Raw genomic sequence first — 19,637 nt, forward strand, 5'->3', positions numbered from 1 at the left:
GTCTGAGCCTACAGCGGAATGTTGTCGTGCTTCTTCCAGGGGTTCTCCTGGACCTTGTTCTTCAGCGTCCGCAGCGCCTTCACCAGCCGCCGTCGCGTCCCGTGCGGCATGATGACGTCGTCGATATAGCCTAGGCCCGCCGCCACGAACGGGTTGGCGAACCTGTCCTTGTATTCTGCTTCGCGTGCGGCCAGAGCTTCGGGATCGCCGGCCTCTTCGCGGAAGATGATCTCGACCGCCCCCTTGGCGCCCATGACCGCGATCTCGGCGGTGGGCCAGGCGTAGTTGACGTCGCCGCGCAAATGTTTCGAGCTCATCACGTCATAGGCGCCGCCATAGGCCTTGCGCGTGATCAGGGTCAGTTTCGGCACCGTCGCCTCGGCATAGGCGAACAGCAGCTTGGCCCCGTGTTTGATCAGGGCGCCGTACTCCTGCTTGGTCCCCGGCATGAAGCCCGGCACGTCCACCAGCGTCACCAGCGGAATGTCGAAGGCGTCGCAGAAGCGCACGAACCGCGCGGCCTTGCGGCTTGAGTCGATGTCCAGAACGCCCGCAAGCACCTGGGGCTGGTTGGCGACGATGCCGACCGTCTGTCCGTCCAGCCGGCCGAAGCCGCAGATGATGTTCTTGGCGAAATCGGCCCCGATCTCGAAGAAGTCGGCCTCGTCGACCACCTTCAGGATCAGCTCCTTCATGTCATAGGGCTGGTTCGGATTGGCCGGGATCAGGGTGTCCAGCGACGGCTCATCCCGTTCGGGTTCGTCATAGCTCTCGCGCACCGGCGGCTTTTCGCGGTTCGACAGTGGCAGGAAGCCGATCAGGCGGCGCACCTCCGACAGGGCCTCCAGATCGTTCTCGAACGCCCCGTCCGCCACGCCCGACTTGCCGGCGTGGACGCGGGCGCCGCCCAGGTCCTCGTGGCTGACCACCTCATTGGTGACGGTCTTCACCACATCGGGACCGGTCACATACATGTAGCTCGTGTCCTTCACCATGAAGATGAAGTCGGTGATGGCGGGCGAATAGACGTCGCCGCCCGCGCACGGCCCCATGATCACGCTGATCTGGGGAATGACGCCGCTGGCGAGCGTATTTTGCAGGAAGATGTCGGCGTAGCCCGCCAGGCTCTCCACCCCCTCCTGGATCCGCGCCCCGCCGGCATCGAACAGGCCGATGATCGGCGCGCCGGTGGTCAGGGCCATCTTCTGCAGCTTGACGATTTTGGCCGCATGGGCGCCCGACAGGCTGCCGCCGAAGACGGTGAAGTCCTTGGAGAAGACATAGACCAGCCGTCCGCCGATGGTGCCGCGACCCGTAACCACCCCGTCGCCGGGGATGCGCTGGTCCTGCATGCCGAAGTCGTGGCTGCGGTGCTCGACGAACATGTCGGTCTCCTCGAAGGAGCCTTCGTCCAGCAGCACGTCGATGCGTTCGCGCGCCGTCAGCTTGCCCTTGGCGTGCTGGGCGGCGATACGCTTTTCTCCACCGCCCGGTTTGGCGGCGGCGCGACGGCGCTCCAGTTCTTCAAGGATGGCTTGAGTCATGATGGATCTTCGCCTCTCGTTCAAAGAACGCGTGGCGCCTTCATCGCAAAATGGCAAACGCAACTTTGCAAAAAGTGTGGAACTGCGCGGGCTTGCAAAGGATGGCGATATGATCTGCAAAGTTGCGAATGGCTGAGAAGCTTTTCTTAGGCGCCAAACTGCGCAAGCTGCGCGAGGCGCGCGGCTGGACGCTGGAGGCCTGCGCCGAGCGGCTGGGCCTGTCGCCGTCCTATCTGTCGCAGATCGAGACCAATCAGAGGCCGGCCACCGCGCGGGTTCTGATCGCCCTGACCCGCGCCTTTCACGTGGACGCCAGTTTGTTCGATCTGGAAGGCGACGCCCGCCTGATCGCCGACCTGCGCGAGGCCACCACCGACATTGCGGGCCCGATGATGGGTGAGGCCGAGCCGCCCACGGCCGCCGAGCTGAAACAGGCCGTCGCCAACACCCCGCGCCTGGCCCGCCAGTTCCTGGCCCTGCACCAGACCTTCCGTCGTCTGGACGAGCGGGTGAAGGCGCTGGACGACACCCTGGGTCGGGACGAGCACGGGGCCAGCGTGGCGCTATTGCCCTACGAAGAGGTGCGCGACTTCTTCCACTATCGCGACAACTATATCGACACGCTGGACACGGCGGCCGAGGCGCTGGCGGCGAGCCTGGTTCAGGACAGCCAGATCGAGCGGGCGCTGGAGGCTGCGCTGAGCCAGGCGCACGGCGTCCGCGTCGCCTATGTCGCCGGTCAGGAGGCCCTGCGTCGCTACGACCCCGCCAACCGCGTCCTGACGCTGGACGCCTGGCAGCCCGGCGCGACGCGGTCGTTCCAGCTTGCGCACCAGCTGGCCCTTCTGTCCTTCCGCGATTTGATCGAAGCCGAACTGGATCAGGCCGCCTTCCGCACCGACGCCGCACGGGACGTGGCCCGCGTTGGCCTGGCCAACTATGCGGCCGGCGCCCTGCTCTTGCCCTATCGCGCCTTCCTGGAGGCCGCGCGCGAGGAGAAGCACGACATCGACCGGCTGCGGACCCGGTTCCAGGTCAGTTTCGAACAAGTCTGCCACCGGCTCTCGACCCTGCAGAGGCCGGGCTGGCGCGGCGTGCCTTTCTATTTCGCCCGCGTGGACATGGCCGGCAACATCACCAAGCGCCACAGCGCCACCCGCTTCCAGTTCGCCCGCTTCGGCGGCGCCTGCCCGCTGTGGAACGTGCACGAGGCCTTCGCCGCGCCCGACCGGATCGGGGTGCAACTGGCCGAGATGCCCGACGGCTCGCGCTACATCTCCATCGCCCGCAGCGTGTCCAAACCCAGCGGCTCCTACCTCGCCAACGACCGTCGCTACGCTCTGTCCCTTGGATGCGAGGTCGAACACGCGGGCGCCCTGGTCTATGCCGCCGGCCTCGATCTGAACGGCCCCGCCGCGCGGATCGGCGTCAGCTGCCGCATCTGCGAGCGCACCGACTGCACCCAGCGCGCCTTCCCGCCCCTAGACCGGACCCTGCACGTGCCAGAGAACGAGCGCGGCGTGGTGCCCTATGTGCTGGATGGCCCGCGCCCCGACCGCTATTGATCGGGGCATGACCTCTCATGCACCTATCGGCGTCGCCGTCGTCGGCTACGGCCTGGCGGGCCAGACCTTCCACGCCCCCCTGATCGCCGCCACGCCCGGCCTGCGCCTGGCCGCCGTCGTCTCGTCCCGACCCGAAGCGGTCCACGCCGACCTGCCCGACGTGGAGGTGCTGCCGAACCTGGACGCCGCATTGGCCCGCGACGACATCGGCCTGATCGTCGTCGCCACACCGGACGCCCTGCACGCCGAACAATCGATCGCCGCGCTGAAGGCCGGCAAGTCGGTGGTGGTGGACAAGCCCTTCGCGGCGACCCTGGCTGACGCCGAAGCCGTCGCTGCCGTCGCAGCGTCATCGCCCGGCGTTTTCAGCGTCTTCCAAAACCGCCGTTGGGACGCCGACTTCCTGACCCTGCGCCGCCTAATCGACGATGGCGAACTGGGCGACGTCGCCGTGTTCGAAAGCCACTACGACCGCTTCCGTCCGACCGTCACCGACCGCTGGAAGGACAAACGCGACGGCGGCGTCTGGGCCGACCTGGGTCCGCACCTGATCGACCAGGCGGTCCAGTTGTTCGGCCCGCCGCTAGCCATCTATGCCGACCTCCAGGCCCAGCGTGTCGGCGCCACGGCCATCGACTATGCCCACGTCCTGCTGCGCTATGACCGGCTGCGCGTCATCCTGAACATGAGCCACCTCGCCGCCGAGGCCAGCCTGCGCTACGTCGTCCACGGCACGGGCGGCAGCTTCATCAAACACGGCCTCGACGCTCAAGAAGGGCAGTCCAAGGCCGGCTTGCGTCCCGGCGACGCGGACTGGGGCCTCGATCCTTCGCCCGGCGTGCTGACCAAACAGATCGACGGCGAAACCGTCCGCACCACGCCGGTTCCGGAGCGTGGCGACTATCCCGCCTTCTACGCCGCCATGCGCGAAGCGATCCTCGGCGAGGGCCCGCCGCCCGTCCCCGCCGATCAGGCCCTGACCGTCATGCGCATCCTGGATGCCGGTCTGCGTAGCGCGGCGGAGCGTCGCGAGATCGCTCTCTAGCTCTTCTTGCGGCCCTTCGACGTCGCCGCAGGCGCGTGAGCCAGTCGCAGCAGATTGGCCGCGCCCGGCGCACCGAACGGTGTGCCCGCCAGGATCAAGATGCGCTGGCCCGGCTCGGCCAGACCATATTTCACCGCGCTGTTGACGGCGTCGTCGGTGACGGCCTCCAGCGAGTCCGGTTGCTCGCCCAGACGCGGCTCCAGTCCCCAAACCAGGGCCAGCCGGCGCGCGGTGTTGGGATTGGGCGTCAGCACCAGGATCGGCTTCAACGGCCGCTCGCGCGCCATCCGTCGCGCCGTGCCGCCCAAGGTCGTGAACACCACCAGACAGCCGGTCGAGGGCGCATTCGCCGCCATCCGCGCCGCCCCGACCAGGGCGTCCACGTCATGCTCGTCCATGCCGGCGTGTTCGGCCCCCATCAGGCTGGGCCACATCGGATCGCGTTCGACCCGCTCGATGATCCGGCTCATGATGCCGACGGATTCCAGCGGATAGTCGCCCGACGCCGTCTCGGCCGAGAGCATCAGGGCGTCCGCGCCCTCATAGACCGCATTGGCCACATCGGTCGCCTCGGCGCGGGTCGGGGCCGGGGCGCTGGTCATGGATTCCAGCATCTGGGTCGCCACGATCACAGGAACCCCGCGATTGCGGGCCGCGCGCACGATCTGCTTTTGCGCCACTGGCACATCCTCGGGATCCAGCTCGACGCCCAGATCGCCGCGGGCCACCATCACCCCGTCGCAATAGTCCAGGATGGCTTCCAGATCGGCCAGAGCCGCCGGCTTTTCGATCTTGGCGAGGCAGGCCGCCTGCCCGTTCACGATCCGCTTCAGCTCGGCCATGTCCTCGGGCTTCTGAACGAAGCTGAGCGCCACCCAGTCCACGCCCATCCGCAGGGCGAAGGCCAGATCCTCACGGTCCTTCGGCGTCAGGGCCGAGACCGGGATCACCGCCTCCGGCACCGCCACGCCCTTCCGGTCCGACAGCTTCGAGCCGCTCTCGACCGTCACATCCGCCCACTCGTCGGTCCGCTCGCCCACACGCAGACGCACCCGCCCATCGTCCAGCAGCAGCAGCATCCCCTTGCGCAGCGCCTTGAAGATTTCGGGGTGCGGCATCTGCACCCGCGTCTCGTCGCCGGGCGTCGGGTCCAGGTCGAAACGCATGGTGTGGCCCGGCTTGACCGCGATCTCGACGTCCTTGAACCGCCCCAGACGCAGCTTCGGCCCTTGAAGGTCGGCCAGCACGCCCAGCGGACGCTGCAAGGCCATTTCAGCGCCGCGCACCGCTTTCAACGCGGCGGCGTGATCCTCATGCGAGCCGTGGCTGAAGTTCAGGCGAAAGACGTCCACCCCCGCCTGGGCCAGCGCCTTGACGGTGCTGGGCGCACGGCTGGCGGGTCCCAGGGTGGCGACGATGCGCGCGCGACGGGCTCGGTTCATGACGTTTCCTGTTGGCTCTCTCGGACGGCAAAACGGGGCCGCCTGGGCGATTTCGCCCTCTTCTGCCAACGAAACCCGCGCTGCGTAAGGCCGCCTTCCCCTCAGGAAACATGAGTTGACGGCCGGAAACAGGAGTTTATCTGGCCGCCGCCCCGCAAGCCGCCACGCCAAATCCGTTCAGATCGATGCAGCGGCCCTCGACCCGGGGCGCGGGGACGCCAATCACATGGGCGAGGGTCGGGGCGATATCGACGGTGCGGATCGGCAGGACCCGCTCCTCGGCCTTGGCGCCCGGCCACCAGAAGATGATCGGCACGCGCCGGTCATATTCCCACGGCGTGCCGTGTCCGGCCAGGGTCGAGCCGACGCGGCCGCCCGAGGTGGTGTTCTGCGTCCAGGCGAACTGGATGTCGGGCGATCGCTCGGCGACGGTCGACAGCCGCATCCGCTCGCGCACCGTCATCATCTCGGGCTGACGGCTTTCGGGCAGAGGCTCGGCCAGCAGCCGGTCGCGCGTCTCGGCGAAGGCCACGTCCGGCAGGGCGCGCAGCATCTCGACCGCCGCCTCCGCCACCTGTGTGCGTAACGGATCGGGCAACGACTTGTGGTCCGCATCGGCGACCATCCAGCCCGAACCGCCGGACTGCAGCGGATCGGCGTCCAGGTTGAAGCGCGCCTTCAGCGCGGCGTTGACGCCCTTGATCGCATCGGTGTCGGCGCGGTGCGCCTGCGGATAGCCATGCTCGTGCAGTCGCTCGACGAAGTCCGAACCGCCGTGGTCGGCCGTCAGGACCACCAGCGCGCCGCCCGGAACCTGGGCCAGCTTGTCCAAGAATGCGCCCAGCGCCGCATCCAGCCGGTGCATCTGCTCGCACATCTCCGGCCCCTGGGTGCCGTACATATGGCCGATCCGGTCGGTGGCCGACAGGCTGACGCCCAGCATGTCGGTCGCGGTCCCCTGCCCCAGCTTCTGGCTGTCCAGCAGATATTCCGCCGCCTTCAGCGTCTGCTCGTCCAGCAATGGCGAGGTGTCGAACTTCAGGCCCGCCGGCGGCAGCACCGAATGGAAGGTCTGGCCGCGAATGGTCCACTCGCCCGCCAGCGCCCGGCAGTCCGCGTTCTGATAGTCCCAGGTTGTCGGCGTCGCCGCCGTCCAGGCGTTGAAGTCACGGTTGAACGCAGCGACCGGCGCCAGTTTCGTCTCGGCCGTCTGACCCGGCTCGACATAGGTCGTCAGTCCAAACCCGTCGGTGAACCAGAATGACTGTCCCTGATGGCCGGCCAGATTGATCGCCCCGCGATCCTTGCCCGACACCGCCATCACCTTGCTGTCCGGGCTGACGGCCTTCAGCCAGTCGCCCAGCGTCGTGGCGCGCAGCTGATCCGGGCCCACCGGCCCGTTGTCGGTATCGTCGCGACCGTGCGCCAGGTGGTTCTGCGGCGCGGCCAGGCAATAGACCTCCTTGCCGGTCTTACCGTCGATCCAGTCGTTGGCCGGGATGCCGGTCTCGGCCGGATGCATCCCAGTCAGAACGGTGGAGTGACCCGGGCAGGTCTCGGTCAGACCGTGGGTCTGATAGCCGTTGATCGACACCAGCCCCTGGTCGGCCAGCCGGCGCAGGCCGCCGCTATAGCGGCTGCGATACTGGTTGAAGAGGTTGGCGCTGAACTGATCGACCACGATGGTCACGATCAGTTTGGGCGGCGTCAGGGCCGCGACCGACGACTGCGGCGCGGCGGCCTGAACCGTCGGCTGGGCGACCGGCGCGCCCGCACAGGCTGCGCCCGCGATCGACAAGACGGCCAGACACGCGGCGGCGACGTGACGCGACAGGGACATGAACAACTCCAACAACAGCCGTGCGGCCTCTAGCTGTTGCGGATGGCGCCCGCGTGACAGCCCGGCTCGCTCCTAGTGCGATTCCCTGGAGCGCAGGCGCGCGACCTGATGCAGGACCAGCACTACCGCGCCGCCGACGATCAGCCCGATCACGGCCGAGACCACCGCCGTCGTCAGCCAGCTCATCACGCCGGCCAACGGCCCGAACAGTTCGCCTACGGCATGCGACAGATGCTCGACCGGCACGGCCGGCCAGTGCAGCCCCAGCGTATGGGAACCGTGCAGCAGAATGCCGCCGCCGACCCACAGCATGGCCGCCGTGCCGATCACGGACAGGGCGCTCATCACCATCGGCATGCCCTTGACCAGACCCCGTCCCAGGGCGCGCACGCCGCCGTTGTCACGCTTGGCCAGGCTCAGACCGATGTCGTCCATCTTCACGATCAAGCCGACCGCGCCATAGACGACGACGGTCATGGCGATGCCGACCACGGCCAGCACCGCGGCCTGGGTCAGGATCGGCTGCGCCGCGACATCGGCCAGAGCGATGGCCATGATCTCGGCCGACAGGATCAGGTCGGTGCGCACCGCGCCCGACACCGTCGTCTTCTCCAGCGCCGCCGCATCGCGCGCGACCGGCGCGGCATCCTCATGCCCGCCATGCCCCACCGCCTCCAGCAGCTTTTCGGCTCCCTCGAAACACAGATAGGTCCCGCCGCACATCAGGATTGGGGTGATGGCCCAGGGCGCAAAGGCGCTGAGCACCAGAGCCACCGGCAGGATGAAGATCAGCTTGTTGCGAAACGATCCGAGCGCGATCTTGCTGATGATCGGCAGTTCGCGGCTGGGCGACAGGCCCATGACATAGCGCGGCGTCACCGCCGCATCGTCCACCACCACGCCGGCGGCCTTGGTCGAGGCCTTGCCGGCCGCCGCGCCCACGTCATCCAGCGACGCGGCCGCCAGCTTTGCGATGCCGGCGACGTCGTCCAGCAGCGCGATCAGTCCAGACGGCATAGTCAGTCTTCCCGGCTGGGCGGCACATTGACGCCCTGCGATTTCAGATAGGATTTGATGTTGCGCGCGGCCTGACGAATGCGCTGCTCGTTCTCGACCATGGCGATGCGGACGAAGCCCTCGCCGTTCTCGCCATAGCCGACACCCGCCGCCACCGCGACCTTGGCGTGGGTCAGCAACTGCTTGGAAAACTCCAGACTGCCCAGATGCTTCAGCGCCGGCGGCAAGGGCGCCCAGGCGAACATGGAGGCGGCCGGCTTGGGAATGTCCCAGCCCGCACGGCCGAAACTCTCGACCAGCACGTCGCGCCGGCGATGATAGAGTTTGCGGTTCTGCTCGACGATGTCCTGCGGCCCGTTCAGCGCCGCGCACGCCGCCGCCTGGATTGGCGTGAAGGCGCCATAGTCGAGATAGGATTTCACCCGCGTCATCGCCGCGATCAGTTTCTTGTTGCCGACCGCAAACCCCATGCGCCAACCGGCCATGCTGTAGGTCTTGGACAGGGAGGTGAACTCGATCGCCACGTCCTTGGCGCCCGGCACCTGCAGGATCGAGACCGTCGGCTTGCCGTCGTAATAGAGCTCCGAATAGGCCAGATCGCTGATGATCCACAGATCGTTCGCCTTGGCGAAGTCCACGACCCGTTCGTAGAAGGCCAGATCGACCGTCTCCGCCGTCGGGTTCGACGGATAGTTCATCACCAGCACCTTGGGCCGCGGCACGGTGAAGGCCATGGCCCGCTCCAGCGCCTCGAAATACTTCTCGTCCGGCGTGGTCGGCACGCTGCGGATCGCAGCCCCGGCGATGATGAAACCGAAGGTATGGATCGGATAGGACGGATTGGGCGCCAGGATCACGTCGCCCGGCTCGGTGATGGCGGTGGCCAGGCTGGCCAGGCCCTCCTTGGAACCCATGGTGACGATCACCTCAGTCTCGGGATCCACATCGACGCCGAAACGGCGGCCGTAATAGTTGGCCTGTGCGCGGCGCAGCCCTGGGATGCCCTTGGACTGCGAATATCCGTGGGCGTCGGGCTTCCTGGCCACCTCGATCAGCTTGTCGATGACATGCGGCGGCGGCGGCAGGTCCGGGTTGCCCATCCCCAAGTCGATCACGTCCTCGCCTGCCGCACGGGCCGCCGCGCGCATCGCATTGGTTTCGGCGATGACATAGGGCGGCAACCGCTTCATGCGGTAGAATTCTTCGGACATGACAGGCTCGTCGTTGGGATCAGCGGCCGTGGATCGACCGCCCCTAGCGCTTAGCGCGCCAGCGGCCTCGCGCAACAGCATTGAAGGTTATTTTCACCCGTCAGGCGGACGAAATCTGTGCGTCGCGCAAAAACCTGGTCGATAAGACCGCCGGTCATCCCCCTCAATAGCTCAGGCGCAAACCGACGCTGAGCGTTCTCGGCGGGCCGTATCCGGCGACGCCCGTGCCCGTTTCCGACACCTCGACATCCTCGTCGAACAGATTGTCCGCCGCCATCCAAAGGATCGCGTTCGGCGTGAAGGCCCACTCCGCACGCGCATCCAGCGTCACGGCGGCGTCCAGCACCCGGCTGTTCAGGTCGTCGTCGAACCGGCTCGATTCATAACGCGCCGCCAGGGCCAGGGTCACTCGATCGGTCGCGCGCCAATCCAACCCAGCGGTCGCGCTCCATTCCGGCGCCTGGGCGGGACGCAGGCCGGTCAGCTGCGCGGCGGACGATCCGCCGTCGATCTCGGCGTCGGTCCAAGAAGCCGCGGCGTTCAGCGACACGGCGGACGACAGGTCCAGCGCCCCCGTCAGTTCCACGCCCCAGGCGTCGATGGTCCCGGCGTTCTGGCGCTGGCGCAGCACCCCGCCCGCCGGCACGAACCCGGCGCGCGGGAAGGTCGCCGGCCCGGCGCCGATCGTCACATTGACGATGGCGTCCTCGATCTGGTTCCAGAACACCGACGCGCCCCAACGCACGCCCTCGCGGTCGAAGGCCAAGCCCGTCTCCACGCCCCTCAGCGTTTCGGGCGTCAGGGCGGCGTTGGCCTCGGTGATGTCGTTGCCGACGCGGAACGGCCGATGCAGTTCGTTCAACGTGGCGGGCCGAAACCCGGAATAGGCCGCCGCTCGCGCCGCATAGCCGCCGCCCAGATCACGCCGCAGGGCCAGACGCGCGCTGACCACCTCGCCCGACCGATCCGCGTCGCTTTCGTTCAGCAGGACGGCGCCGGTCGCCAGGGTGTTCTCCTGACGGAATCCGCCGGTATTCTCCCATCGATCCAACCGCAGTCCGCCGGCCACCAGCCAGTCGGCCGCGGTCCAGGACGCATCGACATAGGCCCCGGCCACCTCCGTCTCCCCGCCCGCACGCCGAATGCGGGTGAAGCCCGCGCCGGTCGGATTGCTGAACAGTTCGTTGGTTTCGCCGTCGTTGAAGCGCGCATCGGCGCCCAGCTCCCACTCCAGTCGTCCGCCCGCGAAATCCGCCATGCGACGGCGCAGCGCCGCATTCACCCCCCATCCGGTCGCGGGTGTCTTGAACTGATCGTTGGCCGGCGTCGTGGTCGATCGGTCGGCCGACACCGAGGCCGAACTGTTGGCCAGATTGCTGTCGATCCGCCACGCCTGCAGCCGCCAGCCATAGCCGTCGGCCGTCGGCGTCTGTGCCGCCGTGGCGCTCAGGCTGTGCCCGCTGGCGTTGGCGCGCGTTCCGGCCAGACCCGATCCGCGATCCTCTTCCCAGGTCGCCGCCCGGACCGACAGGTTCGCCTGTCCCAAGGCTGTATCGACCCGCAGCGCCGCGCTTCGGCTGTCGAGATCCAGCGGCGTATCCGCCGCGCCTGCCGACGGCCCACGCACCGGCACATAGCCGTCGCTGACTTCGCGAAGACCGCTCAAAGTCACCGCCAAAGGTCCCAGGCGCGTGGACGCCGATCCCGCCGCCCGCACCCCGCCACGCTCGGACGCGGACACATCCAGCGCGCCGCCTTTAGCACGCTCACGCAAGGTGATCGTGCCCGTCAGCGCGCCCGCGCCATAGGGGCCCGAGCCCGCCCCCCGGATGACGTCCAGGCTTTCCAGGGATTCCGGCGTCGCCTGGGACCAGATGACCCAGCCCCCGAACGGATCATTCAGCGGCACGCCGTCCAACAGCACCAGCGTCCGTCCTGCCCCGGACGGCGCGATGGCCCTCAGCGAAATCCCTTGCGTGGTCGGATTGGCCGCCGCGCTGCTGGTGCGTCGAAACAGCGACACCGCGGGCACGGACCGTAACGCCTCGTCCAGACGCGACGACCGCGACAGCACCGACTCATCGATCCGCACCACCGAAAACGCAGCATCGGCCGCCGCCGGCGGCAGACGCGCGGCTGTGACGACGATCTCGGGCAAGGCGGTGGGTGTGACGGGGGGAGGAACGTCCTGGATCATGCGCCGTCAGTAGGCGGTCGTTCCGCCACATCAAAGCCCGGCGACCGGAAACGCCCGGAAAAGCGCAAGACAGATCGACGCCCCCTCGATAACAACCGTATCGAACAGTCTGAGGGGGAAGCACGTGGGTCTGGGAACGCTCGTCAGGGGCCTGATCTTCGGCAAGGACGCCGACCGCAAGCGACGCTCCGCCAAGGCGGCGCGAATCCGCGCCCTGCCCGACCGCCGGGTGATGGCCGACAGCTATGTCCCCGCGTTGGCGGCCGACGGCGGGCGCATCCTGTGGGTCGGATGCCGCGAATATACGCTGGACGACTACGCCTTGCTGGAGGCGCAGGGCGGCGAGGTCTGGACCACCGACATCGATCCGGCCGCCGCACGCTGGGGCCGCGAGGGTCGCCACCGCACCGGCGACGTTTGCGAGGCGGATCGGCTGTTCTCGGACCTGAGCTTCGACGCCGTCGTCTGCAATGGCGTGCTGGGTTATGGCGTCGACAGTCCCGACCAGCAGCAGCGCGCCTTGAAGGCTCTGGCGGCGATCCTGCGCCCGGGCGGTCGCCTGCTGCTGGGCTGGAACACCGACAAGATCGCAGATCCCGTCGCCGCCGGCCTGACCGACGCCGACTTCCAGGCCGCGCCCCTGGGCGACCAGCCGACGCGCGTGCGGTTCGACGCGGTCACCCACGTTTACGACAGCCTCATCCGAAGAGGCTGAAGCCTAACCCTGAAGTCGGGTCAGCGACGCCGCCGGCCCGAACAGAGGACGCCGGCGCAGCGTCGGCTTCGGCGTGACGAACGCCTTGTCGACCAAGGCCTCGCGCAAGGCGTCCAGCTCGGCCGCGCGCGCGGCCGGCGAATGCACCCGCTCGACATAGGCCTGACCGCCGCGCGCCAGGGCCAGACGTTCATCGGGGTTTTCGACCAGACGCATCATGGCGCTGGCCAGCGACCCGGCCTCCTCGACGTCGACATACAGCGCATATTCGCCGCTGGCTTCGCGCAAGCCGCCGCGTCCCGACGAGATCAGCGCCGCGCCCGCCGCATGGGCCTCCAGCGCGGCCAGTCCCAGGGCCTCGCGCACCCGCGACGGCGTGACCGCGATGGCGGCGCGCTGCGTCATCGCCCGCACCGCATCCAGCGATGCTGATTTGTGAATTTCGACCCGGTCGCCGAACCGCTCGAGCATCTGCACCTGCGGCGCGGCCCAGTCCTGATGCTTTTCCCAGTCGCCCAGCATCAACGCGCCGCGCCAGTCGGGATGGCGATCGAGCGTGTCGGCCAGAGCGGTGCAGAACAGGTCCAGCCCCTTGTCCTTCATCGCCCGTCCTGAAAACAGGATCAGGTTCTCGCGCTGCTCGGGCGATGCGCGCCAGGCGTCGCTTTCGATCGGATTGCAGACCGACGAAACACGCCCCGCCAAACGCGGATAGTCCATCGCGAACTCTTCACCCGCCGCCCGGCTGACGAACACCAGCCGGTCGAACCGCGAGAGGCGACGGCCATAGCGGAAGCGCTCGATCAGGTTGCGCGACGGCTTGATCCGCGTGTGGCGATAAAGAACGTGGATCGCGTCCGGCAACTGCCGTGCCAACTCCGACGCCGCCTTCAGCTGTTGATGGTATTCCACAATGTCCGGCGACAGTTTCTTCAGAACGTCAACCACCGCCGCATTTCGCGCCTTGCGGCCTAGTCCGGCCGGCACCGTCACCATCTGAACGCCCGCCGGCGTCGGGCCGCCGGCGTCGGCGATCAGCGTCACCAGCCGGTTCAAACGGCTGTGCGCCGACAGGGTGCGCACCACCGTCTCCATCGAGTTGGTCTTGTCCGGACAGAAGGTGCAGCCTCGCGGCAGAACGACGGCGATACGCATGGTCTAGCCTTCCTTCCGAACGGAAGCGGTCTCGAAAATCTTGGGGTGGACGGCGGCGCCGGTGGCGCGGCGACCGCGCGGCCCGTTCAGGCCCAGCAGCCGACGCGCCTTGAACCCGGCCTTCAGCCAAGGCTCCGCCGATGACTGGCGGATGCTCTTCACGTCGATGAAGGTGACGTCGCCGTGACCGGCCAGGGTGTGCAAGCCGTCGCCGTATCCGTCCAGCAGACGGCCCGGCTCGAACCGCTTGACGACCACGGCAGAAAACGTCTCCGGCGAAAGCGCATCGATCCGCAATAGATTGATGGCCGCCCCATAGGTCGCGGCGCAGTCCTGAACCGGCAGATGAAGCGCGCCGTCGTAAACGAACGCCGACCCGCCCGGCCGCGAGGTCTGAAAACCGCTCAGCACCGGATTGGCCGAATGCGCCGTCCAAGCCCCCGTCAGGCTGTCGGCCCAGGCGACATGCAGTTCGCGCATCGCCCGGTCGTCCGGTCCGGGAAGCGCATGAAACATCCACCACCGGCCGTCGTGCTTGACCACCGTCGCGTCGATCGCAGCCGCCTCGCCGATGCGGGCCACCGCCTCCCACTGATCCGGGAAACGGACACAGCGATAGAGGATCAGCCCGCCGCTCTTGTAGCCTTCCGGCAGCATGTAGAGTTCGCCGCCGTCCTCGATCAGGCTGGGATAGGAGAGGTGCCAGGGCTCGGAGAGGGCCACGCCCTGCCCCACCAGCCGGTCGTCGGCGTCATACTGGCGATAGTGAATCTCGCCGCGGCGCACATGATAGTCGAACGCCTCGACGAAGACGGTCAGCACGCCGTCGCGCGTGATGCCGAACGGGTCCGCGACATAGGCATGCGGGCCGCATTCCGGCAGCCAGACGATCTCGTCCGCGCGCGGCTCATGGTCAATGAAGCTGCTTAAGGGACGGCGAATGAAGCCCGAGCGCCAGATATCGAACATGATGACGCCCTAGCCGACCGAAAGAACCGGGGTCGTCGTGCCGTCATGTCCTGCAAACGCGCGCATCTGGGTCCTGCTCGTCGCCGCGACACGGCGCCTTCATGACAAGGACGCCGCCGACCGACCCTTGCCTCATGAAAATCGTCACGGCATTGAAGGTCTTGGCCCGTTTGGCTGCACGAGAGGACTTCGCCCGTTTGACCGCGCCTGCCGCGCATCCCCTGATCGCCGCCTATCTTGAGCAGCGCGAGGATCTGGCCCGGTTCTGCCGCGCGCGGCTGGGCGGCGGGTCGGGCGATGTCGATGATGTGCTGCAGGACATCTATCTGAAGGTTTCGACGCTCGATCCCGACCCGCCGCCGGACAATCCTCGTGCCTTTCTATTTCGCCTGACCTCCAACCTTCTGATGGATCGCTGGCGGTCCGGGCAACGGTCGGCGAACCGCGACGCCCAATGGCGACAACTGAACCATGAAACCGGCGCCGCCGAAGACCTGGACGCGGCCCCTTCGGCAGAGGCGGTCGTGGCCGGGCGCGAGAAGCTGGCGCGCCTGCTCGCCGCTCTCGAGACCCTGCCGCCCAAGACCCAGACGGTCTTTCGCCTGCACAAGTTCGATGGGGTCAGCTATGGCGAAGTCGCCGTTCAAATGGGTATTTCGCGCAGTTCCGTCGAGAAGCACATGATGGACGCGCTGCGCGTTCTTTCCCGCAAGGTTCAACCGTGATGCCGGTTCTTTTCACGCCCTGGGGGAATTTGTCTGAAGGTGAAAGCTTGGCGGCGCCGTCTTGCTATCAGGAGGCGCGTTGCACGGCGTTCCTCCAGGCTGGGATTGGATGACCGCACAAACCGACATCGAGGAAAAGGCGCTGCACTGGTTCGTCGTCCTGCGTGACGACGATGCGCCCGAATCCGCCTGGCTGGAATTCCAGGACTGGCTGGAGGCGTCGCCGGCACACGCCGCCGCCTATGACGCCGTCGAGCGTCTGTGGGTCGATCTGGACACCCCTGCCTCGCCCGCATCAATAGAGACCCCAGTCATCGACCTCGCCGCCGCGAGTGCACGTCGCGCCAAGACACGTTCGCCCTGGTTAGGCGCGGTGATCGGCATCGCCGCCAGCGTGACGCTGGCGGTCGGTCTGTTCCTGTGGCTGACGCCGGGCTCGCAGATCTACGCCACCACCGATACCCCGCTGACAGTCGCGCTCGAGGATGGATCACACGTCTATCTGAACCGCCATTCCACCTTGGACGTCCGGTTCGACGGCGACAAACGCTCGGTCTCGTTGACCGAGGGCGAGGCCGCCTTCGACATCGCCCACGACCCGGCCCACCCGTTCGTCGTCGCCGCCGGAGATCATCAGGTCGAGGTGCTGGGCACCGCCTTCAACGTCCTGAACCACGGCGACCGTTTCGCCGTCGCCGTCGAACGGGGCGTCGTCGCCGTAACCCCCGTCAATGCCCCCAAGGTCCGACTGGTCGCTGGTCAGGCGCTGGCGCAGAGCGGCGAGCAGACCCCGGCCCTGTCGCAAGTGTCACCGGACCAGACTTCGCCCTGGCGACAAGGCGTTCTCGTTTATCGCAACCGCCCGATGACTGATGTCGCGGACGATCTTTCACGTTATCTCGACAAGCCGGTCGTGCTATCGACATCGGCTCGGGCGCTGCGGTTCACCGGCGCCCTTCGCATTGGCGACGAGGCCGTGATGTTGAAGCAGTTGCAGGATTTCGCCCCCGTCCGCGTGGACGCCTCGACGCGCGAAGTCCGCGTCAACGCCCGTGAGGCCGGTTAAGACCGGGCGGCCCCAACGCCTCGCCCTGTCCAAGCCACACGCCGCCGCCCTTCTTCCCAGTCTCTTTCTGCTCGCCACGACGGCCCTAAGCACGCCGGCGCAGGCGGATGCGCGCCTGATCGACATCTACATCCCGCGCCAATCCGTGGACGACGCCCTGCTCGACCTGGCGCTTCAGGCCCGCGTTTCGCTGGGCGGCAGTTTGACGTCGTGCGCCGGCGTCAGCCCCGCGATCAGCGGCCGGATGTCGCTGGACGCGGCCCTTACGCGATTGCTGGCGGGCAGCGGATGTCGCCACGCCATTCGTCAGGACGGCGCTGTGATCATCAGCAGGCAATCGAGCACGGCGCCCGTTTCCGCTCGTCCGATCGCCCCACGCCCGGCCGCTCCTGTGGCGCCGCCGCAAGACGTGGCGCAGGTCAGCGAAGTCGTCGTGACCGCCCCCCGCCGACCCGAACTGATCCAGTCCTCGTCATCGGCAATGACGGCGGTCGGCGCCGAACGCATCGCCCGCGCTGGGGTCACAGGCATGCAGGGGCTGGACAGCCTCGTCTCCGGCATGACGGTGACCAATCTCGGCCCCGGCCGGAACAAGATCCTGCTACGCGGCATATCGGACGGCGTCTTCACCGGCCTGACCCAATCGACTGTCGGCCTGTACCTCGACCTGACGCCGGTGACATACGCCGCCCCGGACCCGGATCTGAAGCTGATCGACATCGACCGGGTCGAGGTGCTGCGCGGACCGCAAGGCACGTTGTACGGCACCGGCCCGATCGGCGGGGTCGTACGCATCGTCACGCGAGCCCCGGCGATGGGCGAAGAATCCCTGTCGCTCTCGGCGACCCGGTCGCGAACCGACGGCGGCGGCTGGAACTCCGACTATGGCCTGGTCGCCAACCTGCCGATCGCCGGCGACCGCGCCGCGATCCGCGCGGCCCTCTATGGCGAGACCTACAGCGGCTATATCAACGACGTCGAACTGAACCTGCGGCGAGTCAACGACGGCACGCGACGCGGCGGCCGGCTGTCCGCCGCGCTGGAGATTTCACCCGGCTGGACCGCGCGCGCCGGCGTCGTCCACCAATCCATCGTCACAGAGGACACCCACTACGTTTATCGCGGCCTCGGCCCACTGAGGCGCGCCAATCTGGTGCGAGAACCGCACCAGAACCGCTTCGACCAGGGCTCGGCCTCGATTGAGGGACGCGGAACCTGGGGCCGGCTGAACGCGTCGATTTCAGTCGTGGAGCACGGCTTCAAGAGCCGCTACGATGCCTCCAGCGCCCTTCGTCGCTTTGGATCGGGCTGGCGCATCGGCGCGCTGGACGAAGGCAAGGACATCCATCTGATCGTCGGCGAGGCCAACTTCGCCTCTCCCGATATCGATCGCTGGCGCTGGTTGGCCGGCGGTCTGGTGTCGTCCAACACCACACGCACCAATCCCGTCCTGTCCGCCCTGACGCCCGAGCCTCGCGCCATCTATTCCGAGGCGCGGCGCGACCGGCTGAACGAGGCCGCCGTGTATGGCGAGGCGTCGCTGGACCTGCCCTACGACCTGACCTTGACCGCCGGGGCCCGCTACTACGCCCTGGAATATGACACCACCTCCCTGGTTCGACAGTTCACCCGATCGCGATCCTTTGACGGGCGCGGTGAATCCGCCGGCTTCACGCCCAAGATCGCCCTCGCCTGGCAGCCCAGCGATCGCCTGAACCTGTCCGCCCTCGTCAGTCGTGGCCACCGGGCCGGCGGCTTCAACACCGCCGGCGTCATCGGTCAGGACTTCAGCGGCCTGTCCGATTCACCCGCGCGCCAGTATAAGCCGGACAGCCTGTGGAACGCCGAGTTGGGGGCCAAGTACCGGTCGGCGGATGGTCGCGCGCGTCTTCGCGCCGCCATCTACGCCGCGCGCTGGCGCAATGTGCAGAGCGACCAGTTTCTGCCCAGCGGCCTGGCCTATGTCGTCAACGTCGGCGACGGCGCGGACAAGGGCTTCGAGGTCGAGGCCAACTGGCGTCCCACCGAGACGCTTGAGCTGTTCGCCAACGGCCTTGTCGCCGACCCGCGTATCACCTCGCCCAGCGCGCGGTTTGATTCCCGGCGCGACGCGAGCTTGCCCGGGGTGCCTCGGGCTTCTGCGAATGTCGGCTTCAGCTGGCGGCGTCCGCTGGGCGAGCGTCTTCAACTGCTGGCCGACGGCGGCCTGTCCTACGTCGGTGCGTCGCGCCTGACGTTCGACGGACGCCAGCAATATCGAATGGGCGACTATGGCACGGGAAGAGTGGCCTTGGGCGTCGAGGCGTCGGCGTGGACCGCGACGCTCTTCGTAGACAATCTGTTCGACACCGAAGCAAACACCTTCGCCTACAGCGACCCTTTCCGCCTCCCCGACGCCCAGGCCATCACGCCTTTGCGTCCTCGCACGATCGGCGTGACACTGAGGTGGGCGGCGCGATAGCCAAACCCACCCCTGCGCTTCAATTGGTCTCTATTCTCGCGTTGCGCTTTGCGACAATGACGCCCCCGCCGTCACGCGCAGAGAGCCGCACACCACCCACAAACCGCCATAGACGACCGCGAGGCCTGTCAAAATGGCTGCTAAACCTGAGACTTCCCAAAGGCTGGCGCCCATGGCGTTCAGGCGAACAAAGGCCTGAACGGCAGCGGTGGACGGTGAAAAGTGCGCCAGCCAGACGAGACCTTCAGGCATCATGAAATGCGGCCACGCAGCGCCTGACAGGAAGAACAAGGGCGCGGAAGTGCCGACCAAAACCTGCAAGACCCGTTCATGGCGATCGAAAAGCGCGCCTAGAAGCAGACCCACAGCGGCGACCGCCGCTGAAAATATGGGCGCCAGCAGTAGGACGCCGATCAGGTTGCCTGCGCGGGGATAGTCCTGAAACCAGAACACGAAACCGAAATAGAAGAGGCTGGAGGCTGTCCCAATCGCCGTGAGCGCCAGCCACAGACCCAAGCGCGCGCTGCGTTTCAGCCTAGCTGCGCCGGTCTCTCGACGCACGGCGGTGATCACGCCGGCTCCCAGCAATAGCGTCTGCTGCAAGATGATAAGACTGACCGCCGGCACGGCGTAACCGCCGTAGCCCTCCGTCGGGTTGAAAAGGGAAACCTGCTTCAGGGTCGGC

General features: G+C 67.4%; 16 protein-coding genes. 7 read left to right on the plus strand and 9 right to left on the minus strand.

The genetic code is table 11. From position 1 onward, the window contains the following. Positions 1-8: 8 nt before the first annotated feature. Positions 9-1,544, minus strand: a complete 1,536-nt coding sequence (locus VH88_RS04200; protein ID WP_045810130.1) for an acyl-CoA carboxylase subunit beta — start codon at positions 1,542-1,544, stop codon at positions 9-11. Between VH88_RS04200 and VH88_RS15940 the strand changes: the two genes are divergently transcribed. From VH88_RS15940 to VH88_RS04210, 3 genes are read left to right on the plus strand one after another with little or no spacing between them, the layout of a single operon-like run. Continuing rightward, complete coding sequence (locus VH88_RS15940; RefSeq protein ID WP_153923009.1) at positions 1,543-1,680, plus strand: hypothetical protein; 138 nt, start codon at positions 1,543-1,545, stop codon at positions 1,678-1,680. The two genes, VH88_RS04200 and VH88_RS15940, sit on opposite strands and share 2 nt — an antisense overlap. Further along, the gene (locus tag VH88_RS04205) at positions 1,673-3,109 is read left to right on the plus strand and encodes a short-chain fatty acyl-CoA regulator family protein (protein WP_045810131.1); all 1,437 of its coding nucleotides are present in this window, start codon (positions 1,673-1,675) and stop codon (positions 3,107-3,109) included. Before VH88_RS15940 ends, VH88_RS04205 begins: the two co-directional genes overlap by 8 nt. A gap of 7 nt (positions 3,110-3,116) precedes the next feature. After that, the gene (locus tag VH88_RS04210) at positions 3,117-4,154 is read left to right on the plus strand and encodes an oxidoreductase (protein WP_045810158.1); all 1,038 of its coding nucleotides are present in this window, start codon (positions 3,117-3,119) and stop codon (positions 4,152-4,154) included. Here VH88_RS04210 and pyk read toward each other — a convergent pair. The 5 genes from pyk to VH88_RS04235 form a co-directional block, all read right to left on the minus strand. Beyond that, on the minus strand, positions 4,151-5,596 hold the full coding sequence (pyk, locus tag VH88_RS04215) for a pyruvate kinase (RefSeq protein ID WP_045810132.1): 1,446 nt from the start codon (positions 5,594-5,596) through the stop codon (positions 4,151-4,153). The genes VH88_RS04210 and pyk overlap by 4 nt on opposite strands. 136 nt (positions 5,597-5,732) lie before the next feature. After that, the gene (locus VH88_RS04220; protein WP_045810133.1) at positions 5,733-7,436 is read right to left on the minus strand and encodes an alkaline phosphatase family protein; all 1,704 of its coding nucleotides are present in this window, start codon (positions 7,434-7,436) and stop codon (positions 5,733-5,735) included. Positions 7,437-7,508: 72 nt separating this feature from the next. Continuing rightward, positions 7,509-8,453: a DUF808 domain-containing protein gene (locus tag VH88_RS04225; protein ID WP_045810134.1), complete on the minus strand. Its 945-nt coding sequence runs from the start codon at positions 8,451-8,453 to the stop codon at positions 7,509-7,511. A gap of 2 nt (positions 8,454-8,455) precedes the next feature. Beyond that, a complete protein-coding gene (locus VH88_RS04230) occupies positions 8,456-9,664 on the minus strand; it encodes an LL-diaminopimelate aminotransferase (RefSeq protein WP_045810159.1) in 1,209 nt (402 codons plus the stop codon). A 163-nt stretch (positions 9,665-9,827) separates the two neighbouring features. After that, positions 9,828-11,861: a TonB-dependent receptor gene (locus VH88_RS04235; RefSeq protein ID WP_045810135.1), complete on the minus strand. Its 2,034-nt coding sequence runs from the start codon at positions 11,859-11,861 to the stop codon at positions 9,828-9,830. Between the two features lie 124 nt (positions 11,862-11,985). Here VH88_RS04235 and VH88_RS04240 point away from each other — a divergent pair, with 124 nt between their 5' ends. Further along, complete coding sequence (locus tag VH88_RS04240; protein ID WP_082064370.1) at positions 11,986-12,576, plus strand: bifunctional 2-polyprenyl-6-hydroxyphenol methylase/3-demethylubiquinol 3-O-methyltransferase UbiG; 591 nt, start codon at positions 11,986-11,988, stop codon at positions 12,574-12,576. Positions 12,577-12,579: 3 nt separating this feature from the next. Here VH88_RS04240 and VH88_RS04245 read toward each other — a convergent pair whose 3' ends face one another. Next, positions 12,580-13,731 carry a glycosyltransferase family 4 protein gene (locus VH88_RS04245; RefSeq protein ID WP_045810136.1) on the minus strand — a complete coding sequence of 384 codons (1,152 nt, stop codon included), beginning with the start codon at positions 13,729-13,731 and terminating at the stop codon, positions 12,580-12,582. A gap of 3 nt (positions 13,732-13,734) precedes the next feature. Continuing rightward, positions 13,735-14,700, minus strand: a complete 966-nt coding sequence (locus VH88_RS04250) for a hypothetical protein (protein WP_052689484.1) — start codon at positions 14,698-14,700, stop codon at positions 13,735-13,737. 197 nt (positions 14,701-14,897) lie between these two features. Between VH88_RS04250 and VH88_RS04255 the strand changes: the two genes are divergently transcribed. From VH88_RS04255 to VH88_RS04265, 3 genes are all read left to right on the plus strand, one after another. Next, positions 14,898-15,425, plus strand: coding sequence for an RNA polymerase sigma factor (locus VH88_RS04255; protein WP_231576575.1), 528 nt, complete (start codon positions 14,898-14,900; stop codon positions 15,423-15,425). A gap of 109 nt (positions 15,426-15,534) precedes the next feature. Then, complete coding sequence (locus VH88_RS15360; RefSeq protein WP_052689485.1) at positions 15,535-16,491, plus strand: FecR domain-containing protein; 957 nt, start codon at positions 15,535-15,537, stop codon at positions 16,489-16,491. Continuing rightward, on the plus strand, positions 16,478-18,952 hold the full coding sequence (locus VH88_RS04265) for a TonB-dependent receptor (protein WP_052689486.1): 2,475 nt from the start codon (positions 16,478-16,480) through the stop codon (positions 18,950-18,952). The genes VH88_RS15360 and VH88_RS04265 overlap by 14 nt, the downstream gene beginning before the upstream one ends. Positions 18,953-18,982: 30 nt before the next feature. Here the strand turns inward: VH88_RS04265 and VH88_RS04270 are convergent. After that, the coding region (locus VH88_RS04270) for an ABC transporter permease (RefSeq protein ID WP_045810137.1) at positions 18,983-19,637 on the minus strand (655 nt) is incomplete at its 5' end.

This window comes from Brevundimonas sp. KM4 (genome assembly GCF_000964075.1).
Taxonomy (GTDB): domain Bacteria; phylum Pseudomonadota; class Alphaproteobacteria; order Caulobacterales; family Caulobacteraceae; genus Brevundimonas; species Brevundimonas huaxiensis.